General features: G+C 42.9%; 18 protein-coding genes. 8 read left to right on the top strand and 10 right to left on the bottom strand.

From position 1 onward, the window contains the following. Positions 1-33 precede the first annotated feature (33 nt). From BAE46_RS01700 to BAE46_RS01690, 3 genes are all read left to right on the top strand, one after another. Entirely contained in the window at positions 34-807 is a 774-nt protein-coding gene (locus tag BAE46_RS01700) for a 5-oxoprolinase subunit B family protein (RefSeq protein WP_171900998.1), read from the top strand. Between the two features lies 1 nt (position 808). Then, complete coding sequence (locus BAE46_RS01695) at positions 809-1,807, top strand: 5-oxoprolinase subunit C family protein (RefSeq protein WP_070111620.1); 999 nt, start codon at positions 809-811, stop codon at positions 1,805-1,807. Between the two features lie 72 nt (positions 1,808-1,879). Then, positions 1,880-2,734, top strand: coding sequence for an aminotransferase class IV (locus BAE46_RS01690; protein WP_006004013.1), 855 nt, complete (start codon positions 1,880-1,882; stop codon positions 2,732-2,734). A gap of 79 nt (positions 2,735-2,813) precedes the next feature. Here the strand turns inward: BAE46_RS01690 and fur are convergent, their stop codons facing one another. The 6 genes from fur to BAE46_RS01660 all read right to left on the bottom strand — a co-directional run bounded on the left by fur (position 2,814) and on the right by BAE46_RS01660 (position 8,031). Continuing rightward, positions 2,814-3,239 carry a ferric iron uptake transcriptional regulator gene (fur, locus tag BAE46_RS01685; RefSeq protein WP_006004011.1) on the bottom strand — a complete coding sequence of 142 codons (426 nt, stop codon included), beginning with the start codon at positions 3,237-3,239 and terminating at the stop codon, positions 2,814-2,816. A gap of 285 nt (positions 3,240-3,524) precedes the next feature. Next, the gene (locus BAE46_RS01680) at positions 3,525-4,670 is read right to left on the bottom strand and encodes a hypothetical protein (RefSeq protein WP_141729310.1); all 1,146 of its coding nucleotides are present in this window, start codon (positions 4,668-4,670) and stop codon (positions 3,525-3,527) included. Between the two features lie 4 nt (positions 4,671-4,674). Then, positions 4,675-5,199 (bottom strand): flavodoxin FldA, encoded by a 525-nt coding sequence (gene fldA / locus BAE46_RS01675; protein ID WP_006004007.1) that lies wholly within the window; start codon positions 5,197-5,199, stop codon positions 4,675-4,677. 44 nt (positions 5,200-5,243) lie between these two features. After that, the gene (locus tag BAE46_RS01670) at positions 5,244-5,462 is read right to left on the bottom strand and encodes a DUF2788 domain-containing protein (RefSeq protein ID WP_006004005.1); all 219 of its coding nucleotides are present in this window, start codon (positions 5,460-5,462) and stop codon (positions 5,244-5,246) included. Positions 5,463-5,572: 110 nt separating this feature from the next. After that, the gene (locus tag BAE46_RS01665; protein ID WP_070111618.1) at positions 5,573-6,370 is read right to left on the bottom strand and encodes an alpha/beta fold hydrolase; all 798 of its coding nucleotides are present in this window, start codon (positions 6,368-6,370) and stop codon (positions 5,573-5,575) included. Positions 6,371-6,378: 8 nt separating this feature from the next. Beyond that, positions 6,379-8,031, bottom strand: coding sequence for an electron transfer flavoprotein-ubiquinone oxidoreductase (locus BAE46_RS01660; protein WP_006004001.1), 1,653 nt, complete (start codon positions 8,029-8,031; stop codon positions 6,379-6,381). 331 nt (positions 8,032-8,362) lie between these two features. Here BAE46_RS01660 and BAE46_RS01655 point away from each other — a divergent pair, with 331 nt between their 5' ends. Next, positions 8,363-9,115 carry an electron transfer flavoprotein subunit beta/FixA family protein gene (locus tag BAE46_RS01655; RefSeq protein WP_006003999.1) on the top strand — a complete coding sequence of 251 codons (753 nt, stop codon included), beginning with the start codon at positions 8,363-8,365 and terminating at the stop codon, positions 9,113-9,115. Continuing rightward, positions 9,112-10,038: an electron transfer flavoprotein subunit alpha/FixB family protein gene (locus BAE46_RS01650; protein WP_006003997.1), complete on the top strand. Its 927-nt coding sequence runs from the start codon at positions 9,112-9,114 to the stop codon at positions 10,036-10,038. The genes BAE46_RS01655 and BAE46_RS01650 overlap by 4 nt, the downstream gene beginning before the upstream one ends. A gap of 178 nt (positions 10,039-10,216) precedes the next feature. On the opposite strand, the gene BAE46_RS01645 is transcribed toward BAE46_RS01650, so the two are convergent. Both BAE46_RS01645 and BAE46_RS01640 read right to left on the bottom strand, forming a co-directional pair. Further along, positions 10,217-11,338 carry an aminotransferase class V-fold PLP-dependent enzyme gene (locus BAE46_RS01645; RefSeq protein WP_070111617.1) on the bottom strand — a complete coding sequence of 374 codons (1,122 nt, stop codon included), beginning with the start codon at positions 11,336-11,338 and terminating at the stop codon, positions 10,217-10,219. 94 nt (positions 11,339-11,432) lie between these two features. Further along, entirely contained in the window at positions 11,433-12,203 is a 771-nt protein-coding gene (locus BAE46_RS01640; protein WP_006003990.1) for a tryptophan 2,3-dioxygenase family protein, read from the bottom strand. 307 nt (positions 12,204-12,510) lie between these two features. Between BAE46_RS01640 and BAE46_RS01635 the strand changes: the two genes are divergently transcribed. The 3 genes from BAE46_RS01635 (at position 12,511) to BAE46_RS01625 (ending at position 19,206) form a co-directional block, all read left to right on the top strand. Further along, a complete protein-coding gene (locus BAE46_RS01635; protein WP_006003988.1) occupies positions 12,511-13,707 on the top strand; it encodes an efflux RND transporter periplasmic adaptor subunit in 1,197 nt (398 codons plus the stop codon). After that, positions 13,704-16,871, top strand: coding sequence for an efflux RND transporter permease subunit (locus BAE46_RS01630; protein WP_070111616.1), 3,168 nt, complete (start codon positions 13,704-13,706; stop codon positions 16,869-16,871). The genes BAE46_RS01635 and BAE46_RS01630 overlap by 4 nt, the downstream gene beginning before the upstream one ends. A gap of 151 nt (positions 16,872-17,022) precedes the next feature. Then, positions 17,023-19,206 carry an alpha/beta hydrolase family protein gene (locus tag BAE46_RS01625; RefSeq protein WP_070111615.1) on the top strand — a complete coding sequence of 728 codons (2,184 nt, stop codon included), beginning with the start codon at positions 17,023-17,025 and terminating at the stop codon, positions 19,204-19,206. Between the two features lie 68 nt (positions 19,207-19,274). Here BAE46_RS01625 and arsC read toward each other — a convergent pair whose 3' ends face one another. Both arsC and BAE46_RS01615 read right to left on the bottom strand, forming a co-directional pair. Beyond that, on the bottom strand, positions 19,275-19,631 hold the full coding sequence (gene arsC, locus BAE46_RS01620; protein ID WP_070111614.1) for an arsenate reductase (glutaredoxin): 357 nt from the start codon (positions 19,629-19,631) through the stop codon (positions 19,275-19,277). Positions 19,632-19,867: 236 nt separating this feature from the next. After that, a complete protein-coding gene (locus BAE46_RS01615) occupies positions 19,868-20,869 on the bottom strand; it encodes a GlxA family transcriptional regulator (protein WP_070111613.1) in 1,002 nt (333 codons plus the stop codon). Between the last annotated feature and the right edge of the window lie 108 nt (positions 20,870-20,977).

The following is a 20,977-nucleotide window of genomic DNA, read 5'->3' as shown; positions in this document are numbered from 1 at the left end:
TTCGAACTTGAAAAGGATCAAGGTTATCAGTACATGCATAATGCCGTGCCACTTGATGAATATTCGCATGTCGAGCGAGTGAGTGAAGTAAGTATAATTATTCGCGTTAACGAAAAGAGTCGTACGTGTGCTAAACGGCCAGCTCTGTCTCTGCAAGCCCGTAATGCTAGGGTCAAGCGGTGCTTGGCGCTAATTAAAGCAAAGTCGCCCAAGTGGTTAATTGACCATGTGGTCTCTTACGACAGCCTGTTACTTGTATATGACGCCCAAGATATAAGGTATGACATTGTATTAAGGTTTTTGCTGAGCACGCTAGCTGAGTTGAAAGAGCCAGAAAAAAAGAAGTCACATGCAAAAAAAACCGAAAAAGAAATAGGCCATGTGCATCAAATTGATGTCTGCTATGAGCTAAATAATAAAAGCCAGCCCAGTGATATGAGTGCGGTTGAAGAATATACGAACTTAACCTCACGCGATATAGTGAATTTGCATCAATCGATACAGTATCAGGTTTTCGCCATTGGATTCATGCCAAACTTTGCCTACCTAGGCGAACTATCACCACTTCTTCGTATGCCAAGACTTGCTCATCCAAGGCTGGCAGTGCCAGCGGGCGCCGTGGCGATTGCGGGTCAACAAACTGCTGTTTATCCGAGTATTTCCCCAGGAGGCTGGCACATTATTGGCTATACGGCTTTTTCGTTTTCTGATGATGCTACTGTTGCCATGGGGCCTGAGGATAAGGTCATATTCAAGGCAATAGACCAACATGAGTATGACCGTCAACTAAAGCAAGCGGAGAAATAAAATGCTGACGATCACAAAAAGTGGCCTTACAACGCAATGGACTGACAGCGGCAGAAAAGGCAGACAATTGAGTGGTTATAGTCAATCGGGGGCGATAGATTGGTTTAGCTTCCAACTGGCTAATGCCCTATGTGGCAATGCCTTGCACAGCCCTGCTCTTGAAGTAATGGCGGGTAATATTGAGTTTAGCGTTAGTATTGCTTGCGCAGTAGCTATCACCGGCGCGCATACCGATATAAGCATTAACAAGCAAAATATTAAAAACGGTAAAGTGTTTTTACTCAAAAAAAATGACCACGTTAAATTAGGCCCTGCTACAAAAGGACTGTTCACTTATATTGCGTTTTCAGCCGCATTTGAATTACCTGTGTTTGCCAACAGTGTGTGTGCGGTAAAACGAGAAAAGACAGGCGGCATGCAAGGTGATGGCAAGCCAATTATTGATGGTGAAGAGTTTGTGCTTATCAACGCGGCTCAGATTGACGACAAAGCCACGCGCTATTTCGGAAAAGGTGGCGCACAGACTAGTTTTACGCCGCTCATAAAGGCTTTTATTGCATCACAATTTTACACACAAAAAAAACTACCTTTTTCATTTTGCTACCAACAGGCTGCCTTCTCAAAAGTAGACAAACAGCGCTTTATCGCTCACGAATTTGAAATAACGCAGTACATTGATAAAATGGGCGTGCGCTTAGCAGGTCCACCCATACACTGTGAGCTAACGAACCTAATATCGCAGCCAATGGCAAACGGGGCCATTCAAATTCCCGGCAGTGGCTTGCCTATTATTATGCGAAACGACCGGCAAACAATAGGCGGTTATCCGGTTATAGGGACCGTAAATAGCCAAGGGCTTGCACTACTTGCCCAAGCAACAAGTTCACAAAAAATCACCTTTGTGGCGACCGATTTTGATACTGCAAATATATGGCGGCAATTGATTGATCTTCAGCTTAAACAGGTATTAAATACAACAAAGCTAAGGCTTTACGCATAGTTGTTTTTAGCGTAGTACATTGTACTTAAACGCTACGCGCTGAATTAGATGTAACCTTTAGGATATTACGCAATGCAGGTATTTTTAAACGGTAAATTTGTCGACAAAGAAAACGCGCTCATCTCTCCTATGGACAGAGGTTTCCTATTCGGAGACGGTATTTATGAAGTGATTCCTTGTTACCATTCAAAACCGGTTGGTTTATCACTTCATTTAGACCGAATGAACAGTGGTTTAGAAGAAATTGGCATTGCTTTTTATGCTGATAAACAAGAGTGGTTGACTACTATCAAGCACCTTATAGCGCAATTTGATGCCACATCAGTAGGCGTTTATATTCATGTTAGCAGAGGCACCGACACTAAGCGTTATCACGCCTATCCTGAAAACGTAAGCCCAACCGTTTTTGCCTATGGATTTGAAATACCGCCATCGCAAGACGTCGACAGAAAAACCGCAAAAGTGTATGAAGTCATTACGGGAGAGGATTTAAGGTGGCAACGCTGCCATATTAAATCAACGTCTCTATTAGGTAATGTAATGCATTTTCAGCAGGGTAAAAATGCAAAAAAGGATGAAATAATCTTGTTCAATAAGCATCACATTATTACCGAGGCGGCAGCCTGTAATGTGTTTGTCATTAAAGATAATATTATAATGACCCCCAAACTCGATAATCAATTACTGCCGGGGGTTACTCGCAATATACTGCTTCAATCTTTATCCTTGCAGGGAGGCTTTACAGTATTTGAGCAAGATATTAGTACCAAGCAGTTAGCAAACGCCGACGAGGTATGGATAACGTCATCAAGCAAAGAAGTAGGGGCGGTAGTTAAAGTAGATGATAGAATGTTGGGAAGCGGAAGGCCAGGGCCGCTATGGGAAGCAGCCCAAAATGCTTATAATGCTTCTAAGTATTCGTTTTAAATAGACTGTGATGAAGCTTGAGGACCTACTTTTAAGCTAGTAGGCCTACTCAATTACAGCCAGAGCTTATGTAAAGACACTATTTGTCTTCGTCGCAGTTGCCTTCCTTACACTCACCATATAAATACAAACTGTGATTTAGAAGAGTCATATTATTGGCTTTGGCAACTTCTTCTTGCCTTTTTTCAATAACATCGTCTTCAAATTCAACAACTTTCCCACACTTCAAACAAACTAAATGGTCGTGATGTTTCTTATGGCTTATTTCAAAAACCGATTTACCGCCTTCAAAATGGTGGCGGTGTAAAATACCAGCGTCGTCAAATTGGTTAAGTACCCTGTAAACAGTCGCTAATCCAATTTCTTCTTCCATATTAATTAATATCTTATATACCGCTTCAGCGCTAATATGTTGGTTGTTAGGATTCTGAAGTATTTCTAATATTTTGATACGGGGAAGCGTGACCTTTAAACCGGCTTTTTTTAGTTCTTTATTTTTATCCATCTCGTTATCAACCCCTTATATTTGAGATGTTAGTATAGGGTAAATTTAAAGTTTTATCACCTTCTGCCGTAACAATTATACGTCAAATTGACTTAAATAAATAATATCGTCCCTAAGTGTTGGGGTATTTTATTATTTTAATCGGCAAAGTGCTGATAGCACCAAGCAATCAAATCAGACGATCCTGAAAATTGAAACAGTGCTGCTGAGAAAAGCGCTTAAATAATTTAAGCTACATTAGTATCATTTAAGACAAGCGCGCAATATACGCTGTTGACCGAGGACTTATTGAACTTGAATCTGTTGGTTTTTCGCATTTTCTGCCAGATCATTAACAAAAAAGGCGGGGGATTCTATTGGAATAAAAAAGTCTCGCAGTACATAGTCTAAAACACGGTTTCTAATATTTCTAAAAAACGTGATTTTATCAACCGATAAAACTTCTTCAATTAACGCTTCCTTTTGTAAATAAAGCGTTAAACGTTGTTTATATTCTTGTTGAACTTGCGCCATCGCTGTTTGGGTGAACTCAGACGTGGCAACTAATTTCAATGCCCGCTTTTGGGTTTCGACGGCTTTATCGAACATATTGTTAGCGGCAAAGGTTGCTGCTAGTGTATCGACATAAATTGGATTTTGTCCGTGTGCTGGGTCTTCAACAACGCGCTGCGCCAAACTTAGTGCATATTCACTTTGCGTAAAGGGATTGTTGTCTAAGGTAGCTAAAAACCAAGCAATGTTATTCGTTGTCATAGGAAAGTCGGACTCTGCAGCGTCTTTTAATAAGCTGGTGGCGGCAGCAATATTCACCTCACCCACAAATCCATTGGCATGAATGAGAGCGAGTGTTGAGGCGTCAATGATCCTCGGATCTTTCTTGTTGGCTCGATTTAACATCCATATGGTATTGCTGGTGGGCGCGGTAATATTCTCGTTAAGTGCGTAAATAGACGCTAATACTACGTTGGCTGGTGCATAGTTTTTAGCAACTAAACTTGTGATACCAATTTCACTGTCTTTTCGTAGTGTGTCTGAGTCGGTATTTAAATGCACAAGACTGAACATTAACAACTGAGTGGCGCTGTCTTTGTAGGGTAGGGCTCGTAGCCATTCAAATACTTTACCTAAGTCTTGATAGTCACTTTGGCGCGAATAAGCCCAGATTATACGTTTAATCGCTATAACTTCACCGTCTTTAGCGGCACTTAAGCAGGTGTCGTGCGCAAGGGAAGGCGCAGCTGTTTCAACGTCGTTGCATGACAGCAGGCGTTCGTCAAATTCAACTAGTCGCGCATTGTCTATCTCGGATAGTGATGCAGATTCCTCAGACTTAATACTAAAATAGCCAATTACTAGTGCTACCGCGCACGCTCCAACCACTACTTTCCATGTGAAGAAGGATGATTTTTTAGCTTGTGCTGGTTCTATCAAGATTTTATCCAAGCTCTGCTAAACACATTTCTTCATGTACTTTTTTGCACCAAGCTTTAACTCTTTGTTCAGTTAATTCAGGCTGGCGATCTTCGTCAATACCCAAACCGACAAAGTGATCGTCGTCGCTCATACCTTTAGACGCTTCAAAGTCGTAACCTTCGGTGGGCCATTTGCCTATGAGGATAGCTCCCTTAGGTTCTACGATGTCTCTTATCATACCCATTGCATCTAAGAAATACTCGGCATAGTCTTCTTGATCACCACAGCCGAATATCGCCACAAGCTTGTCTTTAAAATTAAGATCTTCAAGCTCTGGAAAAAAATCGTCCCAGTCACACTGTGCTTCGCCGTAATACCAAGTAGGGATACCAAAAATCAGTAAATCAAATTCTGCAATTTGTTCTTTTGTGCTTTTTGCAATGTCTTTTACGTCAATAAGCTTTTTGCCCAGTTCTTTTTGGATCATTTTAGCAATATGCTCGGTGTTGCCTGTATCGCTGCCAAAAAATAAACCTACCGTTGCCATTTTAATACTCCACTAAAGTGCAAATGAGTCGCTGCGTTTTGCAATTAAACGCCCGAACCTATATAAAATAATTGAATGATGCCTTTCACCACAAATCCTAAACCGCCTAAGCCTAAAACTCCATAGGCAACGAAACGACCTATTTTAGGAACATCGTTTTTTTTCATGACGTCATGTATAGCATAGCCCATTAATAAAAATAACGCTGCTAGTGTTACATTGAGTAATATTCCTTCAATGTGTTGAACCGTTTCTGCTGACATGAGGCCTTGACTTATCGGTATAGATTATTATGCAATATTATCATAAAACAAAGCGAAAAGAGTAAAATGAAGCGCAAATATAATGCACCTTGAGTGCTAATGTGTCCGCATTAGGTTCCAAGTAAATGCTTTGTTATTAGCGTGTTAACAAGCAGTGGCTTTTCGGCATGTAACCAATGCCCCGCTTTTACTAGCTTTGCTTTTGCCTGTGGAAACTGGGCCCTAATTTCACCTTGATAATCACTCAATATATAATCAGAATTTTCTCCTTTTATGAAAAGGGTCTCGTTGTTATAAATAACTTGTTTATTGAGGGGCCAATCAATTAAGCGCTCATAGTCTCTGCTCAGAACGTGTAAATTAAAACGCCAATTCCATTTACCATTCTGTTCATATAAACTTTTAAGCAGAAACGCCTGAGTGCCGGCATCAGCAATAAACTTAGCCATAAATTGCTGCGCTTCTTTGCGCGATCGAATATCGCTCAAAGGCACCGCTGTCAGACCGTCTATTACATTTTGATGCCGGTGCTGATAAGCGACCGGCGCAATATCTAGAATAATAAGTTTTTGTATTAGTGCGGCTTGCTGAAATGCAATCCACATAGCTACTTTTCCACCAAGGGAATGACCAATTATGCTTGCCTTACCAATGTTCATTTTACTCAGCGTGAGAATAACTTGCTGTGCGTAGTCTTCAAAGCTGAAATGTAAAGAGTGAGGCGATTGACCATGATCAGGGAGATCCATGTTAATGACTCGAAACTGAGTTTGTAAATGCCGCCGAATAACACTTAAGTTATCACTGCTGCCAAATAAGCCATGCAGTAAGACAACCACCGGTAAACTACTTATTTCAAATGAGTTGTTTGGTGGCACATACTCAAGGTAATGCAATGTTTTAAGCATGCCAAGCGCTACATATTAGGGTAATTGGGACCACCAGTGCCCTCTGGCACTACCCACTTGATGTTTTGTGACGGATCTTTGATATCGCAAGTTTTACAATGTACGCAGTTTTGTGCGTTAATCTGGAAGCGTTTGTCACCGTTGGCTTCCTCGACAACTTCGTAAACACCTGCTGGGCAATAGCGCGCAGCAGGTTCATTGTATTTAGGCAAATTAACACTAATAGGAATTGAAGCGTCTACCAAATGTAAATGGCCAGGCTGATCTTCTTCATGATTGGTGTTAGACAAAAATACCGATGTTAGTTTATCAAAGCTTAATTTGCTGTCAGGCTTGTGATAATCGATTTTCTTTGCATTGGCCGCAGGCACTAGTGTGGCGTAATCAGGCGTTGAGTCAGTCAATGTAAAGGGAAGTTTCCCGCCGAAGATATTTTGGTCTAGGGTGTTATAAGCACCGCCAAAGAAGTTTCCGAACTTGTGAATGGCCGAACCGAAATTACGTGAGCTATAAAGCTCATTGTATAACCAAGATGCTTTAAAATTATCAAGGTATTCGACCGGATCCCTAACGGCTACAGATTCTTCAAGCAGTGGGAACAGGGTTTCGGCTGCCAACATGCCCGACTTCATTGCGGTATGGTTGCCTTTTATTTTGGCAAAATTCAAGGTGCCTGCGTCACAGCCAACCATAATACCGCCGGGGAAAGTCATTTTAGGTAGTGACTGCAATCCACCTTTTGTAATGGCTCTAGCGCCGTAGCTCACGCGGGCACCGTCTTTTAGCGTAGAGGCAATGACCGGATGATGTTTCAAACGCTGAAATTCATCGAAAGGACTCAAATGTGGGTTTTTATAATTCAGATCTACAATTAGACCGACGAACACTTGGTTGTTTTCGGCATGATACAAATAGCTTCCGCCGGTAGAACCAGATTCGTCTAAAGGCCAGCCAGCGGTGTGTACCACTAGCCCTTCTTGATGCTGGCCTGCTGGGATATCCCAAATCTCCTTAAACCCAATAGCATAGTGCTGAGGGCTTATGTCTTTGTCTAGCGCAAATTTTTCAATGAGTGACTTGCCTAAATGACCTCTGCAGCCTTCGGCAAAAACGGTATATTTAGCGGTGAGCAGCATGCCAGGCATGTAGGTGTCTTTGTGTTCACCACTTTGGGATATGCCCATATCGCCTGTTATTATTCCTGCCACATTGCCTTGTTCATCATAATGCACTTGGGCCGCGGCAAACCCTGGGTAAACTTCAACGCCTAAGGCTTCCGCTTGCAGTGCTAACCATCGGCACATATTGGCCATACTAGTAATGTAATTACCGTCGTTGTGCATCGTCTTAGGAGCCATGAAATTAGGCAGTTTAATGCTGTTGTGTGCACTTCTTAATAGATAAATTTCGTCATGGGTGACTTTGGTGTTCAACGGAGCGCCCAATTCTTGCCAGTTTCCAAATAATTCGTCTAGTGCTTTGGTTTCAAACACCGCGCCAGATAAGATGTGTGCGCCAACCTCAGAGCCTTTCTCAAGTACGCATACATTGAGTTCTTTATCGTGCTGATTAGCCAGCTGTTTCAGTTTGATTGCCGTTGATAGTCCTGATGGGCCCGCACCCACCACAACAACGTCAAATTCCATTACTTCTCTTTCCATGGGTCACTCCAAAGGCAAGTAAAAAAGTTATAGTTCTTTATCAATGAATTTAATTTTACTCAAAGTAAGAACGTTGTAATACTATATCATGATTATTTATGTGTACATCCGTCAATTAAACGATGCACAAGTATCGCGCAAAACAATATGATCTGCAGTTGACGTTTATGTTAAGTGTATATAGATTTCAATGGACATCATGACTAGTAAAATTTAATTAGTAAATGATCATGACTTAATTAGCATTGTTTTTTAGCAACAAGAACTACTTTAGGCGTATAATGCTAACGTTAAGTCATGTTCAATGCTTAACAATAGCTTAGGAGAAAGTATGAAGATCTTAGTACCAATTAAGCGTGCTATCGACTACAACGTAAAAGTACGCGTTAAGTCAGACAATAGCGACGTTGATTTAAACAATGTAAAAATGGCCATAAATCCATTTTGCGAGATTGCCGTTGAAGAAGCCATCAGGCTCAAAGAAAAGGGCATAGCGACCGAAATTATTGTGGTGTCTATAGGACCAAAAGCGGTACAAGAGCAAATTAGAACAGGGTTAGCGCTAGGGGCTGACCGCGCCGTTCATATCGAGACAGACGCTGCCTTGGATTCATTGCAAATTGCCAAGCTATTGAAAACGGTGGTTGACAAAGAACTGCCCGATTTAGTGATATTAGGTAAGCAAGCAATCGATTCAGACAACAACCAAACCGGTCAAATGCTAGCTGCACTTACTGGTATGCCTCAGGGCACATTTGCCAGTGAAGTGTTAGTGGCCGATGGCAAAGTAAATGTAACGCGCGAAATTGACGGCGGTTTGCAAACGGTATCCTTAACTCTGCCTGCGGTGGTGACTACCGATTTGCGCTTAAACGAACCACGCTACGCTTCTTTACCCAATATAATGAAAGCCAAGCGTAAGCCAATTGATGTAATAAGCGCAGCCGATTTAGGCGTTAATTTGAGCTCGAACATAAAACTGCTTAAAGTGATGGCTCCCGAACAACGCAAAGGCGGCGTGAAAGTAGCTGATGTAGCGGAGTTAGTGGCAAAATTGAAAAACGAAGCTAAGGTGATCTCATGAGTATTTTAGTCTATGCAGAACATGACAACGAGTCATTAAAAACAGAAACCAACAAACTAGTGCATGCGGCAAGTGCCGCTGGCGGCGACATTACAGTATTGGTTGTGGGTAAAAACTGCGGTCTAGTGGCGCAAGCAGCAGCCAAAATTACAGGAGTAAGTAAAGTATTAGTGGCAGACAATGTCGCCTATGCGCATCAACTAGCAGAAAACGTAGCCGATTTAGTGGTTGAACTAGCCGCTAGCTATACGCACGTATTTGCCGCTGCCACTACCACAGGCAAGAACTTCATGCCACGCGTAGCCGCTTTACTCGATGTTGCTCAAATTTCTGACATTATAAAAGTAGAGTCAGCTGACACATTTGTACGCCCCATATACGCGGGTAATGCAATTGCTACTGTTCAGTCATCAGATTCGGTAAAAATTGTAACGGTTCGCGCCGCTTCTTTCGACGCCGCTGCTAACGATGGCAGTGCCTCTGTAGAAAATGTTGATATTGTAAAAGTATCTGAAAAATCATCTTTCGTATCTGCTGAGTTAACGGTATCAGAGCGTCCAGAATTGTCGGCCGCTGATGTTATTATATCGGGTGGTCGCGGTATGCAAAACGGTGAAAACTTTAGTTTGCTGCATGGCATAGCCGATAAATTAGGCGCCGCCATTGGTGCATCGCGCGCCGCGGTAGACGCTGGTTTTGTATCAAACGACATGCAGGTTGGTCAAACAGGTAAAATTGTTGCGCCTAACTTGTATATTGCGGTTGGATTATCAGGTGCTATCCAACATTTAGCCGGTATGAAAGACTCCAAAGTTATTGTGGCAATTAATAAAGACGAAGAAGCACCCATTTTCCAGGTTGCCGACTATGGCTTGGTGGGCGATTTGTTCGATTTATTGCCACAACTTGAAGCAGCGCTTTAGTAGGTTGACAATACGATAGCCTATTTAGGATTGTGAAAAGTCTGCAATTGCAGCATATTGAAAATTAAGCCGGCGCACCGTCGGCTTTTTATTGTAGCTGCAAATCTCGAGTAAATTAAAACGGCTGCTGCGCAAAAGCAAATATTTTAGGTTGCTCAAGAGTTGGAGATAATACGCCTCACGATATAAAACATTCCCCAATGATTAGCGCCTCTTCTTGTGTATTAATAATATGCAGCGATAGCCTAAACACATTTCCTCGACAGTCATATTTAACCCTATTTTGATCAAGCTTTGCCTTTGCTCTAGCATTGTCAATTGCGGGTATACATAGGCTTCCACCAAAACTAGCGCAGTGCTCTTTGATTTCGGCGTATCGTCTATTTTCAGGCAGTGCTTGTGCTATTGCCTGCTTCATCAATTCGTTATGCGTAACCACTGCAGGTAAGGTTAACGTTAACAAAGTGTTGATTGACGCTGTTGCGATTACATAAGGCGCGATGCTTGGCGTACCGCCCCAGAAGCGCTTCGCGTCTTGTGCTGCACGATAGTTTTCAATGTCAAATTCAAAGGGGTTTTCATGCGAAAACCAACCAATAGGGTCAGGTTCAAGCGATGGTAGCAGCGCATCTTTAACGTACATAAATCCAGCGCCAGGTCCTCCGCATAACCATTTCACACATGAACCAAATACCGCATCTGCCTGCCATTGCTTTACGTCAACTGGCACAATTCCTACCGATTGGGCTATATCGACACAGGCAAAAGCCTCAAACTGTTTAGCAATTTTGCATATGTCAGCCACATTAGATTTTACTGATGTATTAGAGTGAACATGGGTGACCAAACACGCCAGTACACTGTGATTTTCAAATGCGCTATACCATGCATCAATATCATTGGGGTCGCCTTGTATTAAGTGCAGTTTTATATTGAACGTTTTTACTAAGCCTGTTATCACAAAGCCCATCGAGGCAAAAGCGTCTTTGTGCATTAAAATGGTAGATTGATGCTTGTGCGTGGGGAGCTTTGCAACAGCGGTTAAGAAAGCGTAAAAGCCTGATGCAAGATTAATCTGTGGACAAATTAAGTGATGCGGGGCATTTATTACTTGTCCTATAGCGTCACAAAAAGTGTCTATTTGCCCAAGCCAAAGCGGCCATGCATCACCTCCTTGTTTTGCCCACGTCTGTAGATATTCGGTTTGCAATGCATATGAGGCCGATTTAGGTAATGGCCCTACTGAATGTGATAGTGCATATATACCGTCAGGTTTTTCGAATAAATCAGATGTGTCCATTTACACGTCCTGCAGTTTGTTTGAGCCAGTTCTATTCACAACAAAATATCTATGCGCTGTAAAGTACAATGACTGCCGATCGCTAAAAAAGCCATTAGCTCTTGCCGCTAATAGAAGCACGTACTTTGCCATATTCGCCGCCCCACTTATCAGTCATTGCGTTGCGCACATCCCATAGCGCGGGAAAGAAGCGCTTGGCCGCGCCTTTTTGCAATAGCTCAACGGGCCTGCCTTTTAAAGATTTAGAACCTAAGCCGATTGATCGGTGAATTAAAAATAGGTGGCGTGTTCTAAACAGTTGCAGTTGCTCATCAAACTCAGTTAGCGCTTCAGCCACTGCATATTTGTGATCATGGGTGTAGTCTTCATCATATATCTGTTCAACGCTAATTTTGCCGTTTTCTAAGTAATGTTCATGAAAGGTAGACCAAATATCTTCAGGCATTTGTACGAGTATTTTAAAGCCCGGAGACTCTTGTCCGCTGCCATTGCCTAACTGTAGCCTTATTTGCTGATATTCCTTAGGCGACATAGTTTCTAAGACATCGAGCTGGTCCGTCATTAATCGCTGGAGTTTGTTAACTCTGGAGAACAAAGTGATAACCCTGTGGTGTTTTTGCAGCGCCATATAGCCAATAATATCCACTAGAGTAAAACATATGAGCTTCATCCATAGTTCTTCTACCTGATGCACAATTTGAAACTGCATTTCATCGGCAGTGGCTAAGTCTTTTATGGGCTTTTGGCAGTCAAGTAGCTTGTCACATTGCAAGTATATCCCGTAGTCTAGCATTTCTGGATTTTCAATTAGGGTATGGTATTTTTCTTTGATATCGCAGGCACTGAGTTTTATTTGCTTGGCCACTTTTTAATACGCCTCTTTTATATTATACCTGAATGTTCAATGCGTTCATGCGCCTCTTTTAGGTGCATAGCAGTAAACATGTTTAGCAAGTCTATCTAAACATTTATATAAGCATAAGCTAGCTGAAAAAACCGCATTTAGCAAAGCTGTTTATACATGCTCATAAACGCAAGCTCATGATGAAAAGTCAGTTCTCAGTTTTTCACTGATTGAATTCTGACAATAGTTTAATCTACTTTAGTAGCCGTATGAGAGTTTAAGCAGGTATACTAATGTTAGTTTATTTACGGACGATTCTTCTTTATTTATGATCAACACATTTAAAAAAGTCGGTATTCCCATTGTTATTTTAGTGGCAGCACTTTGCGCGCTTGCCCTGATGATCCTCATGAAACCAGAACCAGAGAAAACCGAAGTGGTGACGCAATCATTTTTAGTAGATGCGCAGCCTATCTTCACTGAAAACATTGACTTCTTAGTTCATGCTCAAGGCTCAGTCACCCCAAAACATCGAACCATTTTGAGCACACAAGTCAGCGGTAGAGTTATATCAGTCTCTGATAGATTTGATGAAGGCGGCTTTTTTAGTAAAGGTGAAGTGTTAGTTGAACTAGAAAGTGACGATTATGAAACAGATTTGTTATTAGCTGAAGCCGACGTTGCCCGCGCTCAAGCCGCACTTAATGAAGAAATTGCACGTTCTGAAGTGGCTGCACGTGAATGGGAATCTATCAATACCAGCACACCTACAGCTCTAGGCTTACGCAAACCTCAACTAGCCCGCGAGCAGGCCAACGTTAAAGCATCCCTAGCCAAATTAGAACGCGCAAAACGCAATTTATCACGTACCCAAATTACTGCGCCATACGATGGTCTTGTTAAAGCTAAAATGATTGATGTTGGTCAGTTTGTTACTGTGGGTACACAAATTGGCGAGATTTTTTCTACTGACACGGCTCAGGTGCGCTTGCCGCTAACCGATAACGACGTGGCGTTTATTGGAGATTTGAAAATCCAGCAGCCGATGGTTTCACTAAGCGCCGATGTTGCCGGTAAACGTCATTTCTGGCAGGGCACCTTAGTGCGCGATGAAGCGGTATTAGATGAATCGCGACGCGTGATTTATGGCGTAGTTGAAATAACTGATCCCTACAACTTGAAAAGCCAAGAACATCCCAATACGCTTAAATTTGGCCGATTTGTTAGCGCGGCCATTAGCGGCCTAACCGCGAAAGATATTATAAAACTTCCGCGCTACGTGCTGCGCTTAGACGGCACGATATTGTCAGTTACTGACGAAAACACCCTGCAAATAAACTCAGTAGACGTTATGCGCGCCGACCAAGACTATGTTTATATTAGCGGCGGTTTGCCAATTGAGCACCTGGTGGTAATGAGTGCGGTATCTACCCCTTACACGGGAATGCCGGTAAGATTCACCACTGACGAACCGACAAAATCCATCATTAATGAAAGTGAACGAAGCGTGGAGGTCAGCTTATGAGTGACAGCGTTGATACTATTGACACAAACAAAGGCCTTATTGCGTGGTTTGCCCGTAACAGCGTAGCGGCAAACCTGCTCATGGTATTCATTATCATTGGCGGAATTTTCGGTGTCATTAATGTTCAAAAACAAATATTTCCGCAGTTTGTAATCAATGTCATCAGCATACAGGTTCCCTATTTAGGCGCTGCACCACAAGAGGTAGAAGAGGGAGTAATACTACGTATTGAAGAAGCCATAAAAGAGCTGGAGGGGATCAAAAAAATCACCTCAGTTGCCCGCGAGGGACTCGCCACGGTGAGCGTTGAAGCACTAGACGGATACGACGTTCAAATCTTACTAGATGAAATAAAAGTGCAGGTGGACGCTATCTCTACCTTTCCTGCCAATACAGAGAAACCAGTCGTATTTCGCATAAAAGCCCAGCAAGACGTGCTGTGGGTTTCGGTTTACGGGGATGTGACTGAACGTGAACTTAAAGAAGCCACCACCAATATGCGAGAGGAGATGGCTAATTTACCCGGTGTTTCAGACGTAAGTGTGTTTGGTGCGCGCGATTTTGAAGTATCGGTTGAAATTTCTGAGGTGCAGCTGCAAGCCTACAATTTAACCTTTGAAGATGTAGTTAATGCGATTCGTCGCACGTCTGTTGATATTCCAGGCGGCTCAATTCGCTCTGAAAACGGCAACATTTTGCTAAGAGCTAAAGGACAGGCTTACACCGCTTGGGACTTTGCTCAAATTCCGCTTATTAATCGCAGTGACGGTACGCGTTTGTTAGTGGGCGACATTGCATCTATCAACGACGGTTTTGTGGAAGACAACAACTTTGCCCTGTTTGACGGTAAAACCGCCATGAGCATTCGCGTGCGTGCGGTTGGCGATCAAAACGCCCTGCAAATTTCGGAAAACATTAATAAATATTTAGACGAAAAGCGCGCAGAGTTTCCAAACAATATTACCGCAGACAGTTGGGGGGACAGTTCGTTTTATTTGGCTGATCGCTTAAGTATGATGATAAAAAACATGCTTATGGGTGCTTTTTTAGTCTTTTGTGTGTTAACTATTTTCTTGCGACTTAAACTTGCGTTTTGGGTAATGGTTGGACTGCCGGTGTGCTTTTTGGGAGCGCTTATGTTTATGCCCATGCAAGGAATAGGCGTCTCTATAAATCTACTCAGTTTATTCGGCTTTATACTCGTGCTAGGAATAGTGGTAGACGACGCGATTATAATGGGAGAATCGGCCTACACTGAAATAGACAGGAAAGGTCACAGTATAGACAATGTAATACGCGGCGTAAAACGAGTGGCAATGCCGGCTACCTTTGGCGTACTTACCACGATAGCTGCTTTTTCACCCATGCTGATGGTCAGCGGCACCTTTGGCGTTATCTGGAAAACCATTGGCATGGTGGTAATTTTGTGCTTGATTTTCTCACTGGTAGAATCAAAGCTGATCTTGCCTGCGCATTTGGCGCATATGAAAATTCGTCCCTATAACCCTCGTACAGCCAACTTTTTACAGCGCCTGCGAGTGCGTATAAATAAGCGCTTAAATAGCTTTATTAAAAATAGCTACGGGCCATTTTTGCTCAAGTGTGTGCGTAATAGATACACCACGCTGGCGTCTTTTATTGGCATTTTTATTTTGACCATTGGTCTGTTTGCAGGTGGATTTGTGCGTTTTGTGTTTTTTCCAATCATACCGTCTGACTTCATCATTGCGTCGGTAGAAATGGAACCCGGTTCATCTATTAATCAGCGTGACACCGCAATACAAGCGCTTTTATTCTCAGCTGAGCAAATGAATCAACAGGTTATAGAGGATACCGGTTCGCCTGTTATTAAACATTCTTTAGCGTTTGATAATGGACCGCTGTCGGGTCAAATATTCATTGAATTGACCAAAGGCGAAACAAGAGATTTAAGCGATACCAAGATAAAAGACGTTTGGCGCGAGTTCTTACAAGAAATACCCGGCGTACGTTCTTTAGACATTAGTAGTCCTGGAGGCCCCGGCGGCGGCTCTGATCTAGACTTTGAGTTTAGCTCCAATAACATAGACCAGTTAAAAGCCATCAGCGAGGAGTTGACGCAATATTTAGAAGCTTACACGGGCGTGACCGAGGTTAACGACTCTTTCAGCGGTGGCAGCGATGAAATCCAGCTTGAAGTAAAGCCGCAGGCTGAAGCTATAGGGATTAGTTTGTCGCAGCTTGCTCAGCAAGTAAGATACGGTTTTTTTGGTGCCGAAGCGCAGCGTATTCAGCGCAACGATGAGGAAGTGCGCGTAATGGTACGCTACCCCCAAGAAGAGCGTAATTCGGTCGGAAATCTTGAAAATATGCTAGTGCGCGCGCCTAACGGCGACAACATTCCTTTTAGCCAAGTCGCCAATGTGACGCTAGCGCAAGGCTATTCTAGCATTGTGCGCGTGGACGGTTCGCGCTCCATCACTGTTTCTGGCAAGGTAAACAAAGATGTAGTTGATCCAGGCGAAGTAGCGCGTGATGTGATGAGCAACTTTATTCCGGCGTTGCTTGAGCGTTATCCGGATGTTAGCTCTAAACTACAAGGCACCTCGCGCGAACAGAGTGAAGCGATGGCGTCGCTTGCGCAAGGTTTCCTATTTGCTTTGTTGGCTATTTACGCGCTCATGGCTATTCCACTTAAATCTTATTCCCAGCCTCTAATTATTATGTCGGTCATTCCTTTTGGCCTTATTGGGGCAATAGTCGGGCACATGATCTTGTTTAAGGCGGTAAGCGTGCTGTCAATTTGCGGTATTATTGCGCTTTCAGGGGTGGTGGTGAACGATTCTCTTATTATGGTCGATTTTGTGAATCGTGCACGCAAAGAAGGTCGCTCGCTAATGGAATCTGTGTTAACCGCGGGAACGGAACGATTTAGAGCCATTGTGTTAACCTCATTAACCACGTTTATGGGCCTAATGCCAATCGTGTTCGAACGCAGTTTACAGGCACAAATTGTTATTCCGATGGCCATATCTTTGGCATTTGGTATTTTGTTCGCCACGGTAATCACGCTACTATTGGTGCCCTCACTTTACTTGGTACTAGACGATATCAAGGGTATATTTAGAGATGAAGAGCAAGATGCGCCCGCTAAGCTCGTACAGCAAGATGAGGGTGCTCAATAATAGCAGGCATTAACAGCGCTTAATTTGAGCGATTTTAATTTTAAAAAACCATCGACTAGGTACTTATATTGTTATTGGGAAATAGCATGAGGTCTCCTAGTTTCTTCGAAAGTCTAACAGGCAATGACAGCCGGTAAAAAAAGGAAAAGGAATGATGCACAGGTCAGTTAATTTTAATTATCTAAAGGCACAGCCTAAGTCAGCAATTTTACGAATGAACACGCTTGCGTTTATTATAGTTTTTCTGGGTGTGCAGGCATCAAGCGCAGTGGCTCAAAATGGCACTGTTGGCAAAGAATTTGCACAGAGCTTTGCACAAAGTGGTGTTTCTGGCGCTGCTATTATCGCTCAAGAAAACAAAGCCCTTACAGGCTTAGCGCATCCTCACTTTCAGCCTGAAGATATTTTCGAACTTGAAGTGGCCAGCGACCCTCAAGTGTCACCTAATGGCAAAAAAATTGCCTATGTGCGTCGGTCAAACGATATTATGGATGACACCACACGTGCAAGCATTTGGATAGTGGACGTCTCGGGAGAGAACCACCGACCTGTGATATCGTCTCAAAAAAATCACTATTCACCGCGCTGGTCTCCCGATGGCAAAAGACTTGCCTATGTATCTACCGCTGAAGGAGCGCCACAGTTATATGTGCGCTGGATGGACACAGGTCAAACAGCTTTAGTGACTAACGTAGCATCTTCGTTGTCGTCTATTGCATGGTCGCGAGATGGCAAAACAATTGCTTTTAGCATGAGTGTAGCTTCGGATGAAAAACCGTTCAGCGTAAAAATGCCAGCAAAACCCAAAGGAGCAAATTGGGCTGATTCTTTTCAATATATTACCAAAGCGCGCTATCAAGCAGACGGTCGCGGCTTGCTTGATCCTGCTTATACTCAAATCTTTATAGTGCCCAGTGATGGCGGCTCCGCTAGGCAGTTATCTATAGGAAACTTCCATCATAGCGGCACATTGAGCTGGGGCGCTGACAGTGAGCATCTTTATTTTTCTGCAAACCGCTCTGAAAATTGGGAGTATGAGCCAAACGAATCAGACATATATTCAATAGATATGAGCGGCGCGCTGCAGCAAATAAGCAATGCTCCTGGTCTTGAAAACAATCCGGTTGTATCCCCTAATGGTAAGTTTATAGCTTATTCAAAGCGCGATGATAAAAACCTTGCCTATCGCAATCGCTATTTACATGTAATGGATATTAACGGTGAAAACGACAAAAATTTATCAGCAAGCGTTGACAACGCCGTGTCTAATTTTCATTGGAAAGGCAACGCCGGTATTTACTATCAACAAATGGTCAGAGGCGTCACGCAAATTGACTATGTGACTTTAGCCAGTGCCAAGCACAGCAATATTACTAATGGATTAGGCGGTGTATCGCTTGGTCGTCCCTATACAAGTGGTACTTTTGACTACGCTGACGCTACGTTTGCTTTCACCAAAGGACGTCATGATAGTCCAGCCGATATATTTGTGCAGCAAGGCAGTAAACAGGCGCAGCTTACGCAATTAAACGAAGACTTGTTTGGTCACAAAACCTTAGGCGCCATTGAAGAGTTTACCTATAATTCGTCTATAGATGGGGAAGAAATACACGGCTGGTATATTTTACCGCCAGACTATGATGCCAGCAAAAAGTATCCGTTAATTATTGAAATCCACGGCGGACCGCATTTAGCCTATGGACCGCATTTTACGGCAGAATTACAGCGTATGGCGGCAGAAGGTTATATTGTTTTTTACAATAATCACCGCGGCAGCTCTGGCTATGGAGAGCGCTTTGCTCTTTTATTGCAAAACAAATATTCGTCCAAATACGACTTTGCCGACCATATGTCAGGAATAGACGCTTTAATAGAAAAAGGTTTGGTGAATGAAGAGCGGCTTTACATAACTGGCGGCTCTGCAGGTGGCATTGCCACCGCCTATGCCATTGGGCTAACAGATCGTTTTAAAGCGGCTGTAGTGGCTAAACCCGTCATTAACTGGTTGTCCAAAGTGCTGACCGCAGACAGCGGTTTGTCGCAAATTCCGAACCAGTTTCCAGGCATGCCATGGGAAGAGTTTGAGCATTATTGGGAGCGCTCGCCGCTCTCACTCGTGGGTAATGTGACCACACCCACCATGCTCATTACTGGGGTAGACGACAAACGCACGCCGATGTCAGAAACTGTGCAGTATTATCAGGCTTTAAAACTGCTAAAAGTAGACACCGTGCTTGTAAAAGTGCCGGGGGCATCACACGCCATCGCTAATCGCCCATCTCATTTAGTTGGTAAGATAGAGAATATTTTGGCGTGGTTTGAAAAGTACGAATAGAGATAAGCTGTCTGCAAGGTGTGGCTCATAGAACGAAGTGAAACTTTGGAACACACCTTGGGAGACAATTAATTGAGCAGTAAAGCGACCACATGATCCAAGTTTCTGCCAATTGCGGCGCGATTCTTATAAACAACAATAGGCCGCTCTAGTAGTCTTGGATACTTTGCAATAGCGGCTAAAACATCATCATCTTTAGAGGTTTCAGATAAACCGGCTTTCGAGAATTCATCCTCTTGGTCTCTTATCATTTGGTGCGTTGACAGGATATCTAACTTCTTATATATATCTTCTAATTCAAGTTTAGATAGCGGATTTTTAATATACTCAATGACCTTTACCTCTTCTACCTGTTCGCGCACAAATGCTAATATTTGTCGGCTTTTCGAGCATTTCGGGTTGTGATAGAAAACTGCTGTAGACATTATATGATCCTATTTTATAAAGTTTAACTGCGAGTGGAACATACATACGCTGCGCTTGCTACTATTATAGTTACTGTTTTGATGAACCCTTTCACATTTTCAAACGAAGTTAACGTTTTAAGAGCTCAATATATTGACGCACCAAACCCCAATAATGGGTCAGGTTCATTTAGCTTGTTGAAACAGTTTTACCTATTTGTAATAATGTAGATATTACCTTTCCTTCATCTTAAGAATCAACTAGCCGAAGCTTTATACACTTTATCCTTGTACTCCTTGGGCGTTAGCGACGTCAATCTTTTAAACAGACGCGTGAATGAGCTGTTGTCGTCATAGCCAACCGCGCTAGATAAAGACTTAATGTTAGTTTCCCCAATTTCCAGCAATCGCTTTGCTTGTTCAATACGAACAGCTTGAATGTAGGCCAATGGCCGCATGCTTACACTCGCTTGAAAGCGTCGGTTTAGGGTACGTGGAATAAGATTAAAGTCAGAGCACAAGCCAGATACGCTAATGGGATCGCAGAAATTGTCTTCTATATAATCTTGCACTTGGCGCACAAGCGCGTCTGAGTGGCTTTTATACAAATTCACATTGGCATATAAACTCTGATTCCGCCTACGTGAATCAATGACTTGCGTTTTCGCTACTTGACCAGCAATGTCACGTCCGCAATAGCGCTCAATTAACAGCAAGCCCAAATCATAAAATGCGCTGCCGCCTGCTGCGCAAAATATATTGTCGTGTTGAGTAACAAGTTTTGAAGGCGTTAATAGCACCAGCGGAAAGTCTTGTTTAAATTTTTCTGCGTATCCCCAATGGGTAGTGGCTTCTTTGTTGTTGAGCAGTCCCGCCTTGGCTAGTAAAAATGCGCCACTGCAATTACTTGCAATATCTACCCCTTGTTTTGACAATCTAATAATATGCGGTAATAAAGCTTGGGTATTGGACAGTACTTTTTCTATAGAGTCGCCAATGGTCGGAATTAACAATAAGTCGCAGTGTCTTACGTTGGCTAAATCGCAGTGAGCAGAAATGCTAAGCCTATTGCTGCAGGTGAAATTTTGTTTATATAGACTGGCTATTTGAACATTGAATCGAGGCTCTACGGGCTCGTTTACAAAGCGCTGCCAGCTTACGCCCGTAAACGAAAATAAATCGAGAGCACCGGCAAGTGCGCTGCCTAATACACCGTCAAAACCTACGATAACGACCTGCAAAGGTTTAAAGTAGGGCATACAACTTCTCCAATTTATGTGGTGGTCATTTAAGTATTAGCAGGCATTTTATGTACTTATCATTCCCGCGAATAGATGTCACTTATAGCCTCTATTATGTCATATATG

It is taken from the genome of Glaciecola punicea, assembly GCF_001756615.1.
GTDB classification, from domain to species: domain Bacteria; phylum Pseudomonadota; class Gammaproteobacteria; order Enterobacterales; family Alteromonadaceae; genus Glaciecola; species Glaciecola punicea.
The sequence above is the reverse complement of the archived record's forward strand: the minus strand, read 5'-3'. Positions and strand labels throughout refer to the sequence as shown.